This window comes from Dictyobacter aurantiacus (assembly GCF_003967515.1).
Lineage (GTDB): Bacteria > Chloroflexota > Ktedonobacteria > Ktedonobacterales > Ktedonobacteraceae > Dictyobacter > Dictyobacter aurantiacus.
This window is the reverse complement of the sequence record NZ_BIFQ01000001.1, coordinates 3,636,141-3,655,308: the sequence shown is the minus strand read 5'-3', so window position 1 is coordinate 3,655,308 and position 19,168 is coordinate 3,636,141. Positions and strand designations below refer to the sequence as shown.

Annotated in this window: 16 protein-coding genes; 10 read left to right on the top strand and 6 right to left on the bottom strand. The window is 55.8% G+C overall.

Annotated features, from left to right (window positions below):
• Positions 1 to 94 precede the first annotated feature (94 nt).
• The 4 genes from KTT_RS14770 (at position 95) to KTT_RS14755 (ending at position 6,586) form a co-directional block, all read left to right on the top strand.
• Positions 95 to 2,068, top strand: coding sequence for a L,D-transpeptidase (locus KTT_RS14770; RefSeq protein WP_126596701.1), 1,974 nt, complete (start codon positions 95 to 97; stop codon positions 2,066 to 2,068).
• Between the two features lie 15 nt (positions 2,069 to 2,083).
• Positions 2,084 to 3,547 (top strand): serine/threonine protein kinase, encoded by a 1,464-nt coding sequence (locus tag KTT_RS14765; protein WP_126596700.1) that lies wholly within the window; start codon positions 2,084 to 2,086, stop codon positions 3,545 to 3,547.
• Between the two features lie 121 nt (positions 3,548 to 3,668).
• A complete protein-coding gene (locus tag KTT_RS14760) occupies positions 3,669 to 5,075 on the top strand; it encodes a hypothetical protein (RefSeq protein WP_126594945.1) in 1,407 nt (468 codons plus the stop codon).
• Between the two features lie 461 nt (positions 5,076 to 5,536).
• Positions 5,537 to 6,586: an N-acetyltransferase DgcN family protein gene (locus KTT_RS14755; protein ID WP_126596699.1), complete on the top strand. Its 1,050-nt coding sequence runs from the start codon at positions 5,537 to 5,539 to the stop codon at positions 6,584 to 6,586.
• A 398-nt stretch (positions 6,587 to 6,984) separates the two neighbouring features.
• On the opposite strand, the gene KTT_RS14750 is transcribed toward KTT_RS14755, so the two are convergent.
• From KTT_RS14750 to KTT_RS14735, 4 genes are all read right to left on the bottom strand, one after another.
• Entirely contained in the window at positions 6,985 to 8,520 is a 1,536-nt protein-coding gene (locus KTT_RS14750; protein ID WP_126596698.1) for an ammonium transporter, read from the bottom strand.
• A 719-nt stretch (positions 8,521 to 9,239) separates the two neighbouring features.
• Complete coding sequence (locus KTT_RS14745; protein ID WP_126596697.1) at positions 9,240 to 9,911, bottom strand: pentapeptide repeat-containing protein; 672 nt, start codon at positions 9,909 to 9,911, stop codon at positions 9,240 to 9,242.
• A gap of 185 nt (positions 9,912 to 10,096) precedes the next feature.
• Positions 10,097 to 11,152, bottom strand: coding sequence for a dipeptide epimerase (locus KTT_RS14740; protein WP_126596696.1), 1,056 nt, complete (start codon positions 11,150 to 11,152; stop codon positions 10,097 to 10,099).
• A 126-nt stretch (positions 11,153 to 11,278) separates the two neighbouring features.
• Positions 11,279 to 12,040 (bottom strand): SDR family NAD(P)-dependent oxidoreductase, encoded by a 762-nt coding sequence (locus KTT_RS14735; protein ID WP_126596695.1) that lies wholly within the window; start codon positions 12,038 to 12,040, stop codon positions 11,279 to 11,281.
• A 146-nt stretch (positions 12,041 to 12,186) separates the two neighbouring features.
• On the opposite strand from KTT_RS14735, the gene KTT_RS14730 reads away from it, so the two are divergent.
• From KTT_RS14730 to KTT_RS14720, 3 genes are read left to right on the top strand one after another with little or no spacing between them, the layout of a single operon-like run.
• A complete protein-coding gene (locus tag KTT_RS14730) occupies positions 12,187 to 13,116 on the top strand; it encodes a LysR family transcriptional regulator (protein WP_126596694.1) in 930 nt (309 codons plus the stop codon).
• A 43-nt stretch (positions 13,117 to 13,159) separates the two neighbouring features.
• On the top strand, positions 13,160 to 13,759 hold the full coding sequence (locus KTT_RS14725; RefSeq protein ID WP_126596693.1) for an HDIG domain-containing metalloprotein: 600 nt from the start codon (positions 13,160 to 13,162) through the stop codon (positions 13,757 to 13,759).
• A gap of 37 nt (positions 13,760 to 13,796) precedes the next feature.
• Complete coding sequence (locus KTT_RS14720; RefSeq protein WP_160145876.1) at positions 13,797 to 14,798, top strand: Dna2/Cas4 domain-containing protein; 1,002 nt, start codon at positions 13,797 to 13,799, stop codon at positions 14,796 to 14,798.
• 113 nt (positions 14,799 to 14,911) lie between these two features.
• Here KTT_RS14720 and KTT_RS14715 read toward each other — a convergent pair whose 3' ends face one another.
• A complete protein-coding gene (locus tag KTT_RS14715) occupies positions 14,912 to 15,454 on the bottom strand; it encodes a hypothetical protein (protein ID WP_126596691.1) in 543 nt (180 codons plus the stop codon).
• A 285-nt stretch (positions 15,455 to 15,739) separates the two neighbouring features.
• Here KTT_RS14715 and KTT_RS14710 point away from each other — a divergent pair, with 285 nt between their 5' ends.
• The gene (locus KTT_RS14710) at positions 15,740 to 16,945 is read left to right on the top strand and encodes an ornithine cyclodeaminase, nickel-pincer nucleotide-dependent (protein ID WP_235845724.1); all 1,206 of its coding nucleotides are present in this window, start codon (positions 15,740 to 15,742) and stop codon (positions 16,943 to 16,945) included.
• Positions 16,946 to 16,969: 24 nt separating this feature from the next.
• Here KTT_RS14710 and KTT_RS14705 read toward each other — a convergent pair whose 3' ends face one another.
• Entirely contained in the window at positions 16,970 to 17,923 is a 954-nt protein-coding gene (locus KTT_RS14705; protein WP_126596689.1) for a helix-turn-helix transcriptional regulator, read from the bottom strand.
• A 147-nt stretch (positions 17,924 to 18,070) separates the two neighbouring features.
• Between KTT_RS14705 and KTT_RS14700 the strand changes: the two genes are divergently transcribed.
• A complete protein-coding gene (locus KTT_RS14700) occupies positions 18,071 to 18,610 on the top strand; it encodes a cysteine hydrolase family protein (protein ID WP_126596688.1) in 540 nt (179 codons plus the stop codon).
• Positions 18,611 to 18,674: 64 nt separating this feature from the next.
• Positions 18,675 to 19,160 (top strand): ClbS/DfsB family four-helix bundle protein, encoded by a 486-nt coding sequence (locus KTT_RS14695; RefSeq protein ID WP_126596687.1) that lies wholly within the window; start codon positions 18,675 to 18,677, stop codon positions 19,158 to 19,160.
• Positions 19,161 to 19,168: the final 8 nt, after the last annotated feature.

The following is a 19,168-nucleotide window of genomic DNA, read 5'->3' as shown; positions in this document are numbered from 1 at the left end:
GTTTCTTTCAGCTACAAAAACATATCGATACGTTGCAGGGGTGCGGAGTCCCTGGCCTCCAGAGACAATCGCACTCCTTTTTGAGGATATACTCATGGGATATACGACGTCGCGAGAAAAGTCCGCTACAGCAGGGAAAGAGGATGAACAGCGCAGCGTGGAGACGCTAGATGCAGATGCCACACAGCGCGTCTCTGATCTGGATAAGACGGTAAAGCGCAGCTCGCAACAGATGGCGCAGCTTTATGCCCGCGCGGCCGCCATCAAGCAGGAACAGGCTCTGGCCGCCAACGCGCGAACAGAGCCTGTCTCTCCTACTAATCGGCTGTCATTACCGATCGCTTCGCCCGTGAATACCACCGGAGGAAAAAAGGATAAGGTCCATATTCTTAGCGCGACCAGCGTGATTGTATTGATCATGATCGCCCTTCTGCTAAGTTATGAGGCCTTCCAGAATATTCATGATCCACGCTACCTGCAGCAGCCCCAGCAAAAAAAGGCACAGCTGGATCAGCTCCTGGCTCACGCGCAATCCATCGGCGTGCCCGAAACGTACCTTGCCCCGTTACGACAAAAAGAAGCGCATATCGCCACGTCACTACCCTGGTTTTCGCCCTCTTTTTATCTGCAGCCCGGCCCCGCCTATAACGCGCAGGCCGCCCGCTACGTCAGTCTGCAACAGCAGGTTCCAGGTACAATTACAGCCGCGACCCAACAACTACAAAGCCAGGCGCAAAAAGAGATGCAGCGTTTCCAGGTGGTCGTCAGCCGCATCAATATGCAGCCAATCGGCGACAGCGACGCTTTCTCTCAACGCTTCAGCGCGGATCAATTACAGATGGAGGCCGCCAGAGATCCCAATGATTATCTCGCTATCATGCAGGACGCCCATAGCTCGACCGATGCATTAAACACGCTGGAAACCATGGCTACCCGGCTGGCCACCATGCATAGTACCCTGAACGCCATGCAACAGGCACAGCTCAATAGCGGCGACCTGCAAAAACAATACCAGCAGGATAGTGACAGCTTTAATAGCGCCAGCACTCCCCAGGCCATCCAGCAACTCAATACACAGCTGACGATACACTATCAACACATCATCAATGCGGCACTGCGGAATTATCCAGCGGTTAGCCAGGCCAAATTGCAGCTATTTACGCAACAGATCAGTACACTCAAAAATTATAAGCAAGATACGGCCCTTTACCAGCAGGCCTTGCGGACTGACACGACGCAGGTCGCCCGTGCCCAGAACGATGGGACACGCTTTGCCGCCTTGCAGCATATCGATAGCGACATCGCTTCAATGCAGCGATCGCTCGCCAGCGGTGAAGCGCATACAGCGGTGACCAGTTTCCATCAAGAGGTCAATAGCTGGGGCAAAAGCCACATGTATCATGATGCATTCGATGGCAAAGACTATGCACCCGACTCAGAATACATGGCGCAGGGACTCGGCTCCATTATCGATGGTGACCTGGCCAGCGCTTCATCCGAAAATGATTTCCACGCCGTCACCCTTGAGGCTCAGAATGCGCTCTTCAATCTGCGTCTGCTGGAAAGCGACAGCCAGAGCAATACGCCTTATAACCAGGTGCACGCCACTGATATACAGGCACTGAACCACTACAAGCTGACGCATAAACAGGTCCTGGTGATCTCGCTGGCAGGACAGTCTATGCGTCTGTATCAGAATGGTCGTCTGCAGCGAGCATTCCAGGTTGTAACCGGCAGTCCACTGCGTCCATCCTTGCCCGGCGTATGGCCGGTGCTCGATCGCAAATCGCCGACCGTTTTTGTCTCTAAAGAGCCCAGAAATTCGCCATTCTGGTTTGCCCCGACACCCATTCAATATGCGATCCTCTATCATTATGGGGGTGATTTCATCCATGATGCTTACTGGCGCGCCACCTTCGGGGCCGGTGCCCAATATCCCCATCAAGATGTTAGCGGAAATACACCTTACAATTATGATGGGAGCCATGGCTGCGTTAACCTGACAGTAAACGACATGGCCTGGATCTATAATCATACAAACTGGCAAACGACCATCGTCATTTATTAAAAGGGGCATTTTTCTATGATGGCATCATCCAGGCCACTCGTAGCCGGTACAGTCCTGCGAGAGCGCTACAAAATAGAACGTGTATTGGGCAATGGCGGCTCAAGTATTGTCTATCTGGCACGTGATCTTGCAAAAGAAACCCATGATGAAGAAGAGAACAATTATGTGGCCCTGAAAGAGTTGCATACCGACAATCGGAAGGAGCAGGTGCATTTTGCCTTCGAGGGCCGCGTGCTTAAGAAGCTCAAGCACCCTTCGCTCCCGCGTATCTATGATGTGTATGAAGACACAGAGCAGCAATCCAGTTTCCTGGTCATGGAATATATCGAGGGGCCCAATCTGGAAACCTTGCGCCGCCAGCAGCCAGGCCAGCGCTTCACCCTCGACGAGGTTTTGCGGTTCATACAGCCGATCATCGAGGCCGTCATCTACCTGCACCATCAGCAACCGGCTATTATTCATCGCGATATCAAGCCATCCAATATCATCATTACAGCGCATCAGCAGCGGGCGGTCCTGATCGATTTTGGTATCGCGAAAGAGTTTGAAGTTGATGCCACCACCAGCGCCCTGCGCCACTGCACGCCCGGCTATGGCGCGCCGGAGCAGTATGGCAATCTGAGCACCGATGTTCACACGGATATCTATGCGCTGGCCGCCACCTGCTATTGCCTGCTCACCGGGTCGGTGCCGGTGGATGCGTTTGAACGCGCCGCCACCATTGTCAGCAAACGCGTCGATCCACTGAAACCGGTGCATATCCTTGCGCCCGCTATCCCCCCGCACGTTTCGCAGGCACTCGAACGTGCCATGGAGATTAGCATGGAACAGCGCTACGACCGCGTAGAAGATTTCTGGTCGGCTATGAAGCAGTCAGCCAGCGCCCCCGGACAACCCGACACAGGCAGAAAAAAGAGGACTGGTACCATCCAGGCCACATCGAAAGGGGCCCAGAAGCAGCGCCACCGTCGCATCATACAACTGACCACCATTTCGGGCATCATCTTACTGCTCGGTATTATCCTGGCGATTGGCTCTATAGCGAATGCCTTCCAATCACCACAGTCCGTCCATCCAACTGCCACCATGCAGAGCACACATGCAGCGGTGAAGCCACATCCAACCGCCACAGCCAGCGCGACCGGACCCTATCCCCGCCTCACCACAGCCTACCGGGGAACCTTGAGCAATCTCTCTAAACAAGCCACCGGCACAATGACCCTGACCAATATTCAGCAACAGCAGCAGCAGATCAGCGGACACTTCACCGGCATGAACAGGGCGGGTAACTTCACCGGTGTGGTTGACGCCTCCAACCATATCTTGATCACCATCTCGGCTTCCGCCCAGCAACCACCCCTCTTCTTCGAAGGAGTTGTACGCCCGGATGGAAACCTGGTCGGCGATTACTGCAACCAGGACGGAGCCGGTCAATGCGTGGGCAATTACGGCCTCTGGAGCCTATCCCCAACCCCATAACTTTGGGGCAGCCAACATGAGACATCCCGAATTTTAAGGTCGGGCTTGTAAAAAGACACCTCCTGAGCGAGACTGAAGAAAGCAACCAACCATCATTCAGTCAATCCAGGAGGTGTTGTTCATGTCATCCCAGTATCTCACACGGCTTGAGGAGCCACAAGTTCCACCATATCCCCCTGCCGAGATGGCTCAGGGATTGTACACCGCTCTCGCTCGGTTTCTAGCTCCGTTGCTCATGGAAGCTGATACCCGCATGGACAAACGACTGGTGCGCACGATGTTGCACACGGTCGCAGTGATCTTGACCTTTCGTGATCGCGTCAATGGCTTGCTCCTCTCGGAAATGGGCGGCTATCTCGAAACGCCTGACAAAGCCCCGGCAGGCACCAAGCGCCTGTCTCGGCTGCTGCATTGTCGCAAATGGTCCGCTGAGCTGATCCGCTCGTATCTGTGGCATCGAGCCAGCCAGCGCCTCACAAGGTGGAAACAGATGGGAAGGGATGTGCTGGCGCTGTGGGATGAGAGCGCCTGGGAGAAACCAGAAAGTATCGCCTCCGATGATCTTGCCCCGGTGCGCTCAAGTAAAGCGGCGCGACTCACCCATATCAAAAAGGGCTACTACACCCCACCGCGTGGCCCCATTTTTGTGCCGGGCCTCCATTGGCTGGCCGTGGTCCTGGTCGGTAGCGAGCAGCAAGACGACCCGCCTGAACTAGCCAGCATGCGGTGGTGGACCAGCCGTGGGGCGCGCGCCTCCTTCAAACGCGATGAGCAAGCCAAACTGTTGCTGCAAGGCGTTCTGCTCTGGGGACGCGAGGTGATGCATGTCTTTGATCAAGGCTTCGCCAGCAGTTTCTGGCTGGGTCTGTTGCTGGCGTTCTCGCTCCGCTTTGTGCTGCGCTGGAACAAAGACTATCAGCTCGTGGATGCCCAGGGTCAGCGACGTGCAGCCTGGAAAATCACCCGCGGCAAACGAGGATGGCAAGAACGCTGGGTGTGGGATTGCCGTCGTCACCAGTGGGTCATGGGCAGCATTCTTGCCTTTCCGGTGACGCACCCCGACCATCCTGAGCAGCCCTTGTGGTTGGTCGTAGCTCGGCGCAAAGGTGGCTTGCCCTGGTATCTGCTCACCGCCGAGTCCATCACCACCGCGGAAGATGCCTGGCGGATCATGTTTGCCTACGCGCGCCGCTGGCAGATCGAACTGACCTGGAAAGAAAACAAGAGTGAGTTGGGGTTCCAAAGTCCACGTTTGTGGGAGTGGGAGCCGCGAGAAAAACTGCTGCTGTTGGCGGCGCTGGCCTACGCCTTTCTGCTGAGCCTGCTGGCGCCGTTTTACGAGCTCTTACGCCGCTGGCTGTTGCGGCACTACTGTCATCGCACAGGCCGTCATGCCCGGCAAGCACACCAGCCGTTTGCACGGCTGCGCCTGGCCTTGAGTCGGTTGTGGCAACGGATCCCTGCGCGCTGGGAGGAGGTAGCTGGCCGGCCCCGGCCCCAGCCTCGCGTCCAGATCATCATGCTCTGAGGTGGTGTGGAGGTTCCCCACGTGACGAGAGACGCTCTGGTCGGCATCGGCTGACCATGTGGGCGTGTGTCCGGTGTTCATCGGGTACAACGCGTCTTGCCAACAGAGGATGCGAATGCGTGCGAAAAGAGCATACCCCTAGGCCCTGTGGAAGCCGCTGGGATGCTTTGGGAGTGGAAAGTCGGTTGACCAGCTCCTTTCTCTTTTTCCGTTTTTTGGCACAGTGGTGCTTTTCAGCGAGCCAAACGGGGAAAGCACGTTGTTCTGCAAGAGAAGAGAAGCGAGCAGTTCTCCTTCAAAAATGGAGAACTGCTCGCTTCTTTCACAAGTTCATCCCTAAAATTTGGGATGTCTCATGTTTTCCATCCTCGTGCATTGGACAGCAAACGATATAATAGAGCCAGGAATATATCTGCTTTTTGATGTATGTTTCTCCAATAGAAGTTGTAGAGGTACACATAATGCGTAGAATTGCCATTCTTGCCGAGGGGGCCTTTCGCTGGCATGCCGCCAAAACAGCGGTGGGCGTCATCCGCTATTCGCCCGATACGACGGTGGCCGTCATTGATAGCACGCACGCCGGAATGGATGCGGCCCAGGCTCTCCAGGGTCCGGTAGGCAGGGGGATTCCCGTGGTTAAGGATATCAATGAGGCTCTGCAGTATCAGCCGGATACGCTGTTGATCGGTATCGCACCCCGTGGCGGTGCCCTACCAGAGGAGTGGCGCTGGCAATTGCAAACAGCCATCGAACATAAGCTGAATATCGTCAGCGGCCTGCATGCCTTTGTCTCCGACGACGAACAGTTGCGCAGCGCCGCTGCCAGCAATGGCGTGACGATCTGGGATGTACGCCGGCCACCTGAGAAGGCGCGCGTGGCCGATTTTACGCCGCATCGCGAGGGCAGCCACACGATCCTGCTGGTCGGATCTGATTGCGGCTCTGGCAAGATGTCGACGGCCCTGGACCTCAACGCGGAGGCGCAGAGGCGCGGCCTCTCCAGCGCCTTCCTGGCCACCGGACAGACCGGTATGATGATCGCCAATAACGGCCTCCCGGTCGATCGTCTGATCAGCGATTTCGCCGCCGGCCTGGTTGAGGAGCAGGTGCTCGATCTCAGCAACCGGCACGACTGGGTCTTCGTCGAGGGGCAGGGCGCCCTCAACCATCCTGGCTACTCACCGGTCACCTTGAGCCTGCTGCACGGCTCGATGCCGGACGCCATGATCTTCTGCCACAAAGCGGGGCAGACCGCCATCGATGGCTACGAGCGTTGCCTCTTCCCATCTCTGAATCGCCTGATCGAAATCAATGAAGACGCCGTTAGCTGGCTGCGTCCCGAGCGCCGCAGCAAGGTGGTAGGCATCTCCCTGATCACCAACCACCTCAACGAAGAAGACGCCCGCGCCGCCATCGCACAGATCAACAACGAAACGGGCCTCCCGGTTACCGATCCCCTACGCTACGGGGTAGCACCACTCATGGACGCCCTCCAGCAGCACTTCGCCTGATGCGGCATGACTATTTTGTCAATATTCAACATAATACGCTGGTGCCTCTTTGAGAGAGGAGATGGTATCGTTGGAGGAACGGGTGCGCCCGGGTGCGGGGCCGCTTTGCGGCCAAGCTGGGGCAAGCCCAGCACCTACGATCTTCGTTTCTGATGCCGTTACATTGAAGGTATTGGGGGCAAATCCGCTACTCTCGTGATCTAGCACCTTCTTCTATCATTTAGTGCAGCCGGGGCGCAACTGCGCCCCGGCTGCACCAATTAAAAAACCAATGCGGCCGCGCATGCGGACGCCCGTGCGGGGGCGCCCACGTACCCCACGAATACATAGAAAGCGCCAGAAGCCCTGAAGCTTCTGGCGCCTTCTAGCAGAAAGTGAGAGGAGAAGAAAGCAATCTTTTATTCTTCGGCCAGCACCGGAGTGGCCGAAACCTCTGTAGCACCATCGTGGCCAGTCAGGGCTGGCACCACACCCATCAGGGCATATTCGGGATAGGCGACCGCGCCATGCTCGTGCAGATCCAGACCTTCGAGCTCGCCAGCCTTGGAGACACGCAGGATACCGATAGACTTAAGGGCGTACATCATTATCAGCGAAACCACCAGGGTGGCAGCTACGACCGAGAATGAGCCCAGCGCCTGCAGTCCCAATTGAGAGAGGCCACCACCGTAGAACAGACCACGGATAACCGCGCTGGTGTCCGCACCGGTCGGAGTGGGTGCGCCAAAGGCACCGGTGGCGAACAGACCCAGCGAGAGCGTACCCCAGATACCAGCAAACAGGTGCACCGGAACCGCGCCGATCGGATCATCGATGCGCAGATACTCCAGCACATCCAGCCCGAAGATAACTACGAAGGCCGCGATCGCGCCGATAAAGAAGGCACCCACTGGATCAACCCAGTAGCAGGGACAGGTGATGGCCACCAGACCGCCCAGGAAGCCGTTGACGGTCAGACCCAGGTCCCAGGTCTTGTTCTTCGAGCGAAAGTATGAGAAGAAGAGCGCCACCAGGCCACCAGAACAGGCCGCCAGCGTCGTATTGAACGAGACGCGTCCGATACCAACCGTATCCAGCGCCGACAATGTACTACCAGGATTGAAACCGTACCAGCCAAACCAGAGGATCAGACCGCCGACCGCGCCGATAATCAGATCGTGGGCGGGAGGTGGGCCGCCGCCATCACGCTTGAAGATGCGGCCAAGGCGAGGTCCCAAAGCCAGAGCGCCGGCCAACGAGATCGCGCCACCGATGCTATGCACCACGGTCGAACCCGCGAAATCCTTGAAGTTGAGCAGTGCCAGCCAGCCATCGGGACCCCAGGCCCAGTGACCGATGATCGGATAAATAAATCCGGTTACACCGATACTATAGACGATATCGCCCCAGAAGCCGCAACGTCCGATCATCGCGCCCGAAGTAATCGTCGAGGCCGTATCGGCGAAGGCGAACTGGAACACCCAGAATGCCAGCACAGGAATGCCGGTCGACATGTAAGTAGCCGGCAGGCCACTTAAGAAGAAGCCCTGCGTACCGATCCACGGTGTGCCCGGCTCAAACATAAAGGCAAAGCCCCAGGCCCAGAATAGAACACCACAGATACAGGTATCGGCAATACCCTCAACCAGAATGTTAACTGACTCACGAGAGCGAGCGAAACCCGCCTCCAACATCACAAACCCAACCTGCATACCGAATACCAGGAAAGCAGCCACCAGGGTCCAGACCGTATTCACTGCATTAATCTGAGGGGTTGGTGTATCGGCACCCGTCGCGGCATGTACAGCGGTTGGAATAAACCAATACATCGCCAGCAAGAGCAGGGTCAGACCTAACAGCTTACCTCCCATATAGTAAGCAACATTGCGCCGAATGAGCGGATCGCGCAGGTTCGTGCGGAAGCGCGTCCATGTAGCCCGTAAGAGTGTTGTCATAGGGTTAATAATTCCTTTCAGCCCAGATAGTCATAAATATGCATGAACAGCTGCAGGCGACAAATCCTCATCGGTGAGCACAGGATAGGAAAACGCCGCTCGGCATCCTCCCAGTTGGGGTTGGATAAATCATCATTGATGTATCGCATTTGTATATTTTGTACTTAAGAAGAGTATAAGAAATAAGGACCTTGCCTTTAAAGGTCCAATATGTCACAAAACACGACTCTGATTTTGTGCAATTAATACAAAAACACCCAGAACCATGGGTTTATTCTTTAGAATTACCCGTAAAATACTGAGATAATTTTTAGAATTATCGGCAAAATATTGAGGATTCTTTTAGCTCACGTGCAAATGCATTGTACAAAGTGCACACCAAGCGCAGGCATTTCGTCCAGCCTAAGAAATTTGAGAACTTAAGACCTTAAGAACCCTATATACACAAAGCAACATACCCTTTTGCGGAGGCAACATTGTGGTATAGGGTGGAGAAATCGGCCGCATGGTCTTTTACTTTTTAACCGGGTATAGCATACCCTTTCGTATCCCCGCCTGCGGCGGGGAAGGGGAGAGGAGGAGATTTTGGGGACACCCCAAACCCCGGCAGGAGGGGCTCGCCGCCCCTCCTGCACCTCCCCGCTTTATGCCGGTTTTATTTGTTAAACATCATAGGGCCGATTTTGTCCTCCACGCATATGCACATTGCATGAGGGCGATTACATGTTGGTGGTGATGGTGATGCCCATAGCTTCGATGAGGGCGAGGGCCTGCGCGTGATTGAGGGTAGCGCCACGCAACTCTTTGGGTCCTAGACGAGCGCCATCGATATTGCATGTGCTCAGGTCGATACCCGCCAGTTGGGTACCGGTCAACTCGGCCTGGCGCAGGTTGCAGTCGACGAAGCTCACGTCCGACAGGTTGGCCTCCAGCAGGTCGGCCTCACTCAGATCACAATGCTCGAAGCGCACCGACTTCAGGGTCGCGAAGCGTAGCTGCGACAGGCTGAGCAGGCAGTCTTTAAATAACACATCCTCAAAATGGGGCTCGCCCGCCATAAAGCCGGTCATGCGACATCCCACCAGCTCGACGCGATGCCAGACCGTCTTATACCAGACAGCGGTGGCGAAATCGCAGGAGCTAAAACGTACATCATCCAGCTGCATCTCTTCAAACTCGGTATTGATCAGCACAACTTGCTGGAAAGAGGTCTCCACAAAAGCCGGGTGAGACGCCGCCTGGTCGGCCAGGTTGACGCTGTTCAGGGCCAGGGACGTATAGCGCTCGTGCGATTGCACATATCCCCCGATGATGTCACGTCCCGCGGCTTTGCGCGGCAGGCGCGGCGGACGCACACGGGCTCCACCCGGCATGGATTTATTATTATTCATTGCATCGATAACCTTTATTTAAAGAAACATTGTGGGATGGGAAAGGAAAATCGGCCGCAAGGGCCGAACCTACGTCTCATGTTTATTTTTGCATTTTAAACGTTCATTTTTGCAATGTAACAAGAAATGCGATTCCGTAGGTTCGGCCCTTGCGGCCGATTTTGTCCCTCCACACAAATGTCCGTCTATGAGTGCGACGATGACGATTCGGAGGTGCCGTGGTTGTTGGGGCGCGCACCCACGCCGAGGCCGGGACGATTGGGCAGGATTAGCTTGCCACGCTCAACGGTCACGCCGGAAAAGGGATCATCACTGATCAGCAGCTGTCCATCGAGGTCGGCGTAATCGACCAGCGGCGTCAGGTGGGCGGCCGCCGTGATCGACAGTGAGCTCTCGATCATGCAGCCGATCATGGTGCGCAGATTGTGAGCACGCGCCACGTGGATCATCTTGAGCACTTTGGCGATGCCACCATTCTTCATCAGCTTGAAGTTCACCCCATCGACGCACTCGCTCAGGCGTGGCAGGTCCTCGATAGAGACGCAGCTCTCATCAGCGATAATCGGCAGGGGCACATTGTCGCGCACCAGCTTCAGGCCAGCCAGGTCATGCGCCGGCACAGGCTGCTCAACAAACTCGATGTTATATTGAGCGATCGCGTTGATATTCTTGATCGCTTCCTTGGGCGTCCAACCCGCGTTGGCATCGACGCGGATTACGGCCGATGTCACATCACGAATCGCCTTCAGAATCTCGATGTCGTGCCTGGTGCCAACCTTGATCTTCAAAATAGGATAATCCTGGGCCAGCAACGCCTTCCTGGCCATCTCAGCCGGCGTATCCAGACCAATGGTAAAGGAGGTGCGCGGGGTATGCGCCGGATTGAGCCCCAGCAGCTTATAGATGGGTACACCGAGCATCTTGCCCACGATATCATAGACGGCCATATCTACAGCCGCCTTGGCCGCAGGATTCAGTCGAATCACCTTATCCAGACGCTGCATGATCTCCTCAATCAGGAAGGGATCATCCCCCAGATTGCCGGCGAACATGGCGATACAGGCCATCACCGTCTCGGCGCTCTCGCCGTAGTACTTGCTGGGAGCCGCCTCACCATAGCCAACCGCCTCCTCATGCTTCACCTCCACCACCACATTAGATGCTGTATGCTGCACCCCACGCGAAATACGAAAAGGGGTCGTCAGGTGCAGATCTATAGGTTTTGCATCGATATGTAGCATAATAATGTTCCTTCATCCAAGCGTGCTAGAACTTCTATCAATCCTGAAGCCAATAGAGCTATTAACCATCATAGCATGATCGGTAAAGCCTTCCTATGGATGAAGGAACCAGCTATTATGCTCAATCTATGAGCCAAAGCGCCAGCCGCCGTTGACGTTGAGGATCTGGCCTGTGACAAAAGAGGCTCGTGGTGAGGCCAGGTACAGCGCCGCGCCGCTCACGTCGTCAACCTGTCCAGCCCTGCCAACAGGCACCTGGGACACGATCCCCTGCACACGCTCATCAGACCAGTCGCCGGTGAAGCCGGTATCGGCGATAAAACCGGGCGCGATAGCGTTCACGGTGATGCCCTGTTCGCTCAGTTCGCGCGCGAAACCATATGTCAGGCCATGCACGCCCGCCTTGGTGGCCGCATAAACAACCGAACCCGCCCGGCTGCCACCGGTATAAGCGGCGATCGAGCTGATAAAGATGATGCGGCCACCCGGACGGGACAGATGGGGAGCGACCGCCATCGTCATCAGGAAGCTGCCCTTAAGGTTGGTCTCCTGCACATGGTCCCAATCCCGCTCCGCCTCAACCAGCGACATATCGGTCTTCACACCATTGCCGGAAAACCCAGCTGCATTAATCAGGACATCAATACGGTCATATCTGCCCACTATAGCCTCTACCGCTGCCTCCACCTGCTGCCGCTGGCTAACATCTACCTGATAATCAAACACATTCGGCCCCAGACTCTTAGCTACTTGGCCCAGCCTTTCGCCATTACGCCCAAGAATCGCCACGGCGGCCCCTTCTTCTCTCACAAACGCCTCAGCCATCGCTTCTCCCATGCCGCTTCCACCACCGGTAATGACTATCACACGCTGCTTCTGCTCCGTCATTTTCAACCTTCTTTCATGCATATATCTCATTTAGAACTATTGCCTGCATGTCTACTTTTTTGCTAGCGATAGCCTACTAGACATTTCACTCATCTGTCCAATATATTAATAGTATTGAATTAATATGTTTTAGATATGAGAGAGGCATGGAACTACGACACCTGTACTATTTTGTGGCAGTGGCGGAGGAGCTTCATTTTGGAAGAGCAGCCGAACGGCTGCGCATCGCCCAGCCACCCCTGAGCCAGCAAATTCAGAGCCTGGAGCAGGAGCTGGGTGTGCAGCTCTTTTACCGGACCAAACGCCAGGTACAACTGACCGAGGCCGGTGAGCTTTTCCTGCCCGAAGCACGTCTGACACTGGCCCAGGCCGAACAGGCCATGCAGACCGCGCGTAAGGCGGGCAGGGGAGAAGTGGGACGCCTGATGCTGGGCTTTGTGGGCTCGGCCACCAGCGAACTGTTGCCAGAGCTGATACGCCAGTTTCGCCGGCAATTTCCGGAGGTAGAGTTGCAATTGCGCGAGCTGACCACCGCACAGCAGGTACGCGCACTACACGACGGGCGCATCCAGCTCGGCATCCTACGCCCGCCTATTCCAGGTGAAGGACTGTCCCTGCGCATACTGGCACAAGAGACGTTGATTGTTGCCTTGTCCGATACACATCCGCTGGCGGCCCTGGAGCGTATAGAGGTTTTTGCGCTGGCCCAGGAGAACTTTATCATGTTTCCACGCCAGCAAGGGCCCGGCCTGTATGATCAGATCATTAGCCTCTGTCGGCAGGCGGGCTTCAGTCCCAAGATCGTGCAGGAAGCCATCCAGATGCAGACCATTACGAGTCTGGTTGCGGCTGAACTGGGCATCGCTATCGTTCCATCCTCGGCCCGCCTGCTCCGACAGCACGGCCTCAGCTACAGGCCACTCCATCCACAGGCACAGGCCACTGAACTGGCAATGGCCTGGTCGAAAGATGATCAATCACCGCTCTTGCGCAACTTCGTGCACCTGGCAAGTCGGCTCTATCATGTTGGAGAGAAGGCGGATTCTCTCACGGGGCCTGACCAGCCTATGCTATAATAGAGGCAAATTTGCCGCGTTTGTATGTAGTAAGAGGGAAACAATGCCAACACGTAATGATGCATACACCTTAATGACAAACCATGTAAAAAATGAGAACTTGCAGAAGCATATGCTGTCGGTTGAAGCCGCCATGCGCGCCTATGCACGCAAATATGGCGAGGATGAAGAGCTCTGGGCAATGACTGGATTACTCCATGATTGCGATTATGAGGAGTATCCGGACCTGAATGAACATACCAGGGTGGCGGCCGGCTGGCTGCGATCTGAGGGCTACGACGAGCGCATCATCTACGCGATCCTGGCCCACAACGACGTCAACGCCGCGACCCATCCACGCACGGATCTGCTCTCCAAAGGGCTCTACGCCTGCGATGAAATTACCGGCATGATCACCGCCACCACGCTGGTACGGCCCAATAAGAGCATTCATGGATTAGAAGTATCATCGGTGCGCAAGAAGATGAAGTCCAAGGGTTTCGCCGCCGGCGTCAATCGTGAGGACCTGATGCAGGGGGCCGCAGAGCTCGACGTTGATTTAAATGAACATATCGCCTTCGTCATCCAGGCCATGGCGGAAAGGGCGGAGGCACTGGGCCTGGCTGGCACACCAGAACAGACGCAGCCAGAGGTGGCTCGCTAGTTACGAGCCCGTCACGGAGTCCGAGCAAAAATACACAATGCAAAATTCCAAACAGTACAATACGCTTCCCCTGAAGCGCGCCTATAACGCCACAGAGATCGCCCAATACGAGTATTGCCCCCTCGTCTGGTGGCATGAGCAGTACGACCCGGCCGTGCATGCCAATAACGAGGAGCTCTTCGCGCAGATGGTCGAGATAGAACAAGAATATGGTTCGCAGGCGCCACACGTTCCCGACTACCAGGTCATCGAGCAGATCCTGGTGCGTCGGGGCGCCTTCGAGCAGGAATACCAGGCCACCAGGCAACTACCCGAGATGGACGACGAGGCGTTGGAAGAAGAATATGATGAGGCCGTCGGGAGCCATCCCAAGGTGCGCCGCCTGCTCTCCCTGGCGCTGGTTATGCTAAGCTTCGGCATTGTGCTGGTTGGACTCTCGCTGGTCACCCTGTTCCTCAAGCTCTTCACCGCTACCATGTTTGGAGAGGTCATCTTTGTCGCCGGTATCGCGCTCCTCATATTCTCCGTAGCCTGCTTCGCGCTCCTCTTCAATGAGCGCCGCGTGCAGCGTGAAAAACTGGTACGTGAACACCACCAGGCGCTGGGACTCCCCTTCGGTGAGCTGATGTACGAGAATGTCGATGGCCTGGGTGAGCCGATTACCTCGGACGAACATTCCCTGCATGGCAAGCCAGCCTATATCGTCAAGCTGCCCGATAACCGCCTGCTGCCGGTAGACATCAAACCGGTGGCGCTAAACTCCATGGCACCCGAGAGCCACCACGCCCTCCAGGTCGCCACCTACTGCCTCATCCTCGAAGAGTACTCCGAGGAGCCCCCCACGCACGGCATCCTGCGCTATACCGATCGCGAGTTCCCCATCGAGTACACACCCGCCCTGCGCAAAAAGGTCCTGCGCCACCTCAAGCAGATGGAACTGAGCAGCGCTGAGATGCCACCCGCGCTGCAAAAGCAGAAGGCCACCAAATGTCGCGCCTGCATCTATCAGCCCATCTGCCCCGTCGGCCAGGGCAAATAAATGCCGGGCTATTGTCAGTGGTTACCTCGGAAACACCATCTAACGTCGATGCGTCCAAGCCTGTTTATAAACATGAGAGATTTGAAATCTGGACATATGAAAGAATTCAGGCTTCAAGCTTCGAGTTGGACCGCATGCCGGCGTCTTTTATGCCGCAGGGTAAAGATGGCCCATCCGATAGCCCAGCCGAGCAGGACCGAGATCAATAAATTGATCAGGATAAAACCATGGCTTGCTAGAGCAGGAGCGTAGTTGATAAACAACTTCCAGAGAGGGCCTTTCATCTCCTGAACGGAACGCATCGCGAGCACAGCGGCGGGGATCGATGCCAGCGTACTGATAAGGGCCGAGATAACTACAAACAGCAACGCCAGGCGCTTTTTCGCCCCCTCGTACATGGTCCAATACACAAAAACAGCATATACGAGCATGGCCAGTGGATAGATCAGAGAGATAATCCAGGCTATCCTGTCATAATCGTTTGAAAAGTTCCGTGTAAGAAACGGCACAACACCCGCAGGAAAAGCGATCCATCCAAGCAGGGAGCCGAAAAAGGTCCAATGCTCCTGAGCAGAACCCACTCCCGCCCAGATACCCAATAGCACGGCACAGGTACTCATCGTAATCCAGATCGTTTTTGAAAGACGCAGAGACATAGCCAGCCTTCTTTCCTTTTCAATATATCAAAGCTTCACGAGGGTTGATTGATAATTTATAATGCAAAGCTCTTCTAAGAATAAATATAGTGTTCGGCAGGCAAGGATACATGGTGCAAATGTCCCATTGCCCGTTTGCTTCCCCTCCCTACTGTAAACCGATGGACGGCGATTGACATTCGTACACGGGCCGCATACACTAGGCAGCAAGACTATGGCTCCCGTTGCGAGCGTTGTAAAGAAAAGTGAGTGCAAGCAATGCCTACAGTACATGAAGTAATAGAGATGAGTGGACACATAATCGACTCATGGACGTTGCCGCGTGCCTGGGATACGATTATGGATCGTGGTGGTAACTTTGATGTGGAGGAGATGCAGGTCGGGGCGACGAAAGACGATACCAGCTATGTGCGCCTCAAGGTCTCGGCACCAAATGATGAGATACTGGATCGCATCATTTCAGAGCTCCAGCAGCTTGGTGCGGTCCTCTTGCATGCCGAAGACGTGCATACGGCGCGCGTCGAGCAGCCAGGGGTCCTGCCAGCTAAATTCTACTCTACGACGAACCTGCCGACGCAGGTTCGTTTGAATGGACAATGGGTCAACGTTGAGAATATCGAGATGGACGTGGCAATCGCAGTCGATCGCGAGCACAATCGAGCTACCTGCCGTCCGATGCACGATGTACAGGTCGGTGAGGAAGTGGTAATCGGACACGATGGCATTCGCGTGCAGCCCTACGCGCGCGAACGTGAGCGCGACCCTTTTGCCTTTATGCAGAGCGATGTCTCGTCCGAAAAGGCCAAGGTGCTGGCCATTCATAATATCGCGCGCCAGATGCGCGAGGTGCGTGCCCGCAATGGTAAGATCCTGTTTGTGCTCGGACCAGCCGTCATCCACACCGGCGCCGGACGCTACGTAGCCGAGTTGATCCGCATGGGCTACGTTCAGGTCATCTTCGGTGGCAATGCTATTATCACCCATGATGTGGAATCGGCCCTGTTCGGAACCTCGCTGGGCGTCAATCTGAAGAGCGGCGAGCAGGTCGAGGGGGGGCACCGCAACCATCTGCGCGCCATCAACGCGATCCGCGCCATTGGCTCGATCGATAAGGCCATTGAGGCCGGACTGCTGCGCGAGGGCATCACCTACGAGGCCCATAAACGTCACATCCCTATGGTCCTGGCCGGCTCAGTACGCGACGACGGTCCTATGCCCGGCGTGATCTCCGATATGCAGCAGGCCCAGGCGCGCATGCGCGAAGAGGTGCAGGGCGTCGAGATGACCATCATGGTGGCCTCCATGCTGCACGCCATCGCCACTGGCAACCTGCTGGCCGCTCATGTGCGTACAGTGGTCGTAGACATCAACCAGTCAGTCGTCACCAAACTGGCCGATCGCGGTAGCTTCCAGGCCGCCGGACTGGTTACGGACGCCGAGCTCTTTTTGCGCGAACTCATGGATGCGCTGCAAGGTAAGGAGATTTCATAGCATTTTGATGGATCATCACCCTCTTCAGGTGCGCTCAGCCAGGTCTGTGATCTGTTGAGCCAGTTTGAACAGCTCATCGCGCAATTCCCCTGGCTGGCGCACCACGAATGGACAGCGCAGGCGGATCAAGACCCAGGCCAGCCAGTCCAGATGATCCACATAGCATTTCAGCTCTACGCCATCCTCGATCTGCTCTAGCACGGCCAGCGCCGGTGGCACGATGCGCTGGGCCTCCTCTAGCGTGGTTTTGAGCACGACATCCACAAACCAGGTCGACGGCGTCGAAGGGATCGCCTTGCGCACCAGGGCCAGACAATCAAACGCCTCTGGCCGCTTAAACGTCCGCGTCAGGACCTCGACCGCCACGATACGATCCAGGCGAAAGGTACGCAGGTCGGCGCGCAGATGGCAGTAGCCCGCCACGTACCAGTAGCCGGAGCGATAGACCAGGCCATAGGGATCCAGGTCGCGCTCGGTCTCCTGTCCCACGTATGCTCGATAGTGCATATGCACCGTGTGACGCTGGCGCGCGGCCTCGCTGAGATCCAGCACCACCTCGCCGCGCGGCACAGCACCGGTCGGCGTGACATCCACCACCAGCGTCTCCTGCACCGCCTGTACGCGCTCGCGAATGGATTGTGGCAGTACGCGCTCAATCTTGGCTAGCGCCCCCTCGGCCGCCGGTGTCGCCATGGTCAGCCCCATCTTGCGTCCGACCAGCAATCCCAGCGTCAGGGCCAGCGCCTCATCATCATTGAACATCAAGGGCGGCAGCTTATAACCCGGTCGCAGGCGATACGAGCCGTAGCGACCCCTCACCCCCTCGACCGGGATGCCCAGGTCCTGCAACATCGTAATGTAGCGCCTGACCGTGCGGGGATCTACCTCTAGCCGCTCCGCCAGCTCCTGTCCACTCATCTGCTGTCTGGACTGCAAGAGCTCCAGCACCGTCAGGACACGCGTTGTAGGGAAATACATCGGGCGAATTTCCTTTCCATCTCGCGATTAATCGAATTTCTGGCAAGGCACAAAAATACGATCCTTTTAGGGCGGATTTTATCCTCTTTGGCAGATAAACTCAAGGGGTAAGGAAAAACAACGCAGTGGCCGCAGGAAAGGGATAGTATGGATCAAAAAGATACAGCACTGGTCATTATCGATATCCAGGTTGGCATGATCAACGCGGATTCGGCGCACCATACGGAGGCATTGAGCAATATGCAAACCCTGCTGGAGTATGCTCGATCCTCCAATATTCCAGTGATCTACGTTCAACATGATGGTCCTAAAGGCCATGGGTTGGAGACTGGTAGTGCCCGCTGGCAGATACATCCGGCGATCGCACCCCAACCCGGTGAAGCCGTGGTCAATAAGCGCGCCTCAGACGCCTTCTATGAGACGACGCTACAGCAGACGCTGCAAAAATATGGCGTTAAACACCTGATCGCCGCCGGTGGCCAGACCCAATACTGCGTCGATACCACGGTCCGCCGCGCCACCACCTTTGGCTACAACGTGACGTTGGTCAGCGATGCCCACCTGACATTCGATACCGATCTATTGAGTGAAGAACAGATTGTGGCCTTCTATAACGACACCCTGAACGGCTTTGACACCGACGACGCAGTGATCCGGGTCCAACCAACCAGCGCGGTCATAAATTAATATAACAACAGCGAAAAGATTGTAAGAACTTAAGAACTTAAGAACTTAAGAAGGATAAGAACACATGACGAAACACATATCCAAAACCGAACTGTTGCAACGTATGCAAACAGGCTATGAGCAGTTCACAACCTTGCTGGCCCCATTGAGCGAGCAGCAGTTAAGCACACCCGGCGTCAATGGCAAGTGGTCGGTCAAAGATAACATCGCCCACCTCACCGTCTGGCAAAAATACCTGGTCGGTGTCCTGACCGCGATCTACAATAAAGAGACGACCTTTCCCAATCCTACGCCCGGCATGAGCGAGGACGAAGAAAACGAGCTGTATTACCAGAAGAACAAGGATCGTTCAGCCGCTGATATTCTCAACGATTTCACCACCACCTATCAGCAGACCAGGGCGGCCGTGGAGCGGCTATCAGAGGAACAGCTTAACATGCCACTTGAACAGTGGAAAGGCAATCCGGTCTGGCCCAACATAGCGGGAAATACATTTGAGCACTTCCAGGAGCATGGACAGAACATCCAGAAATGGTTGGCGAGCCGGTAGGTGCTCAA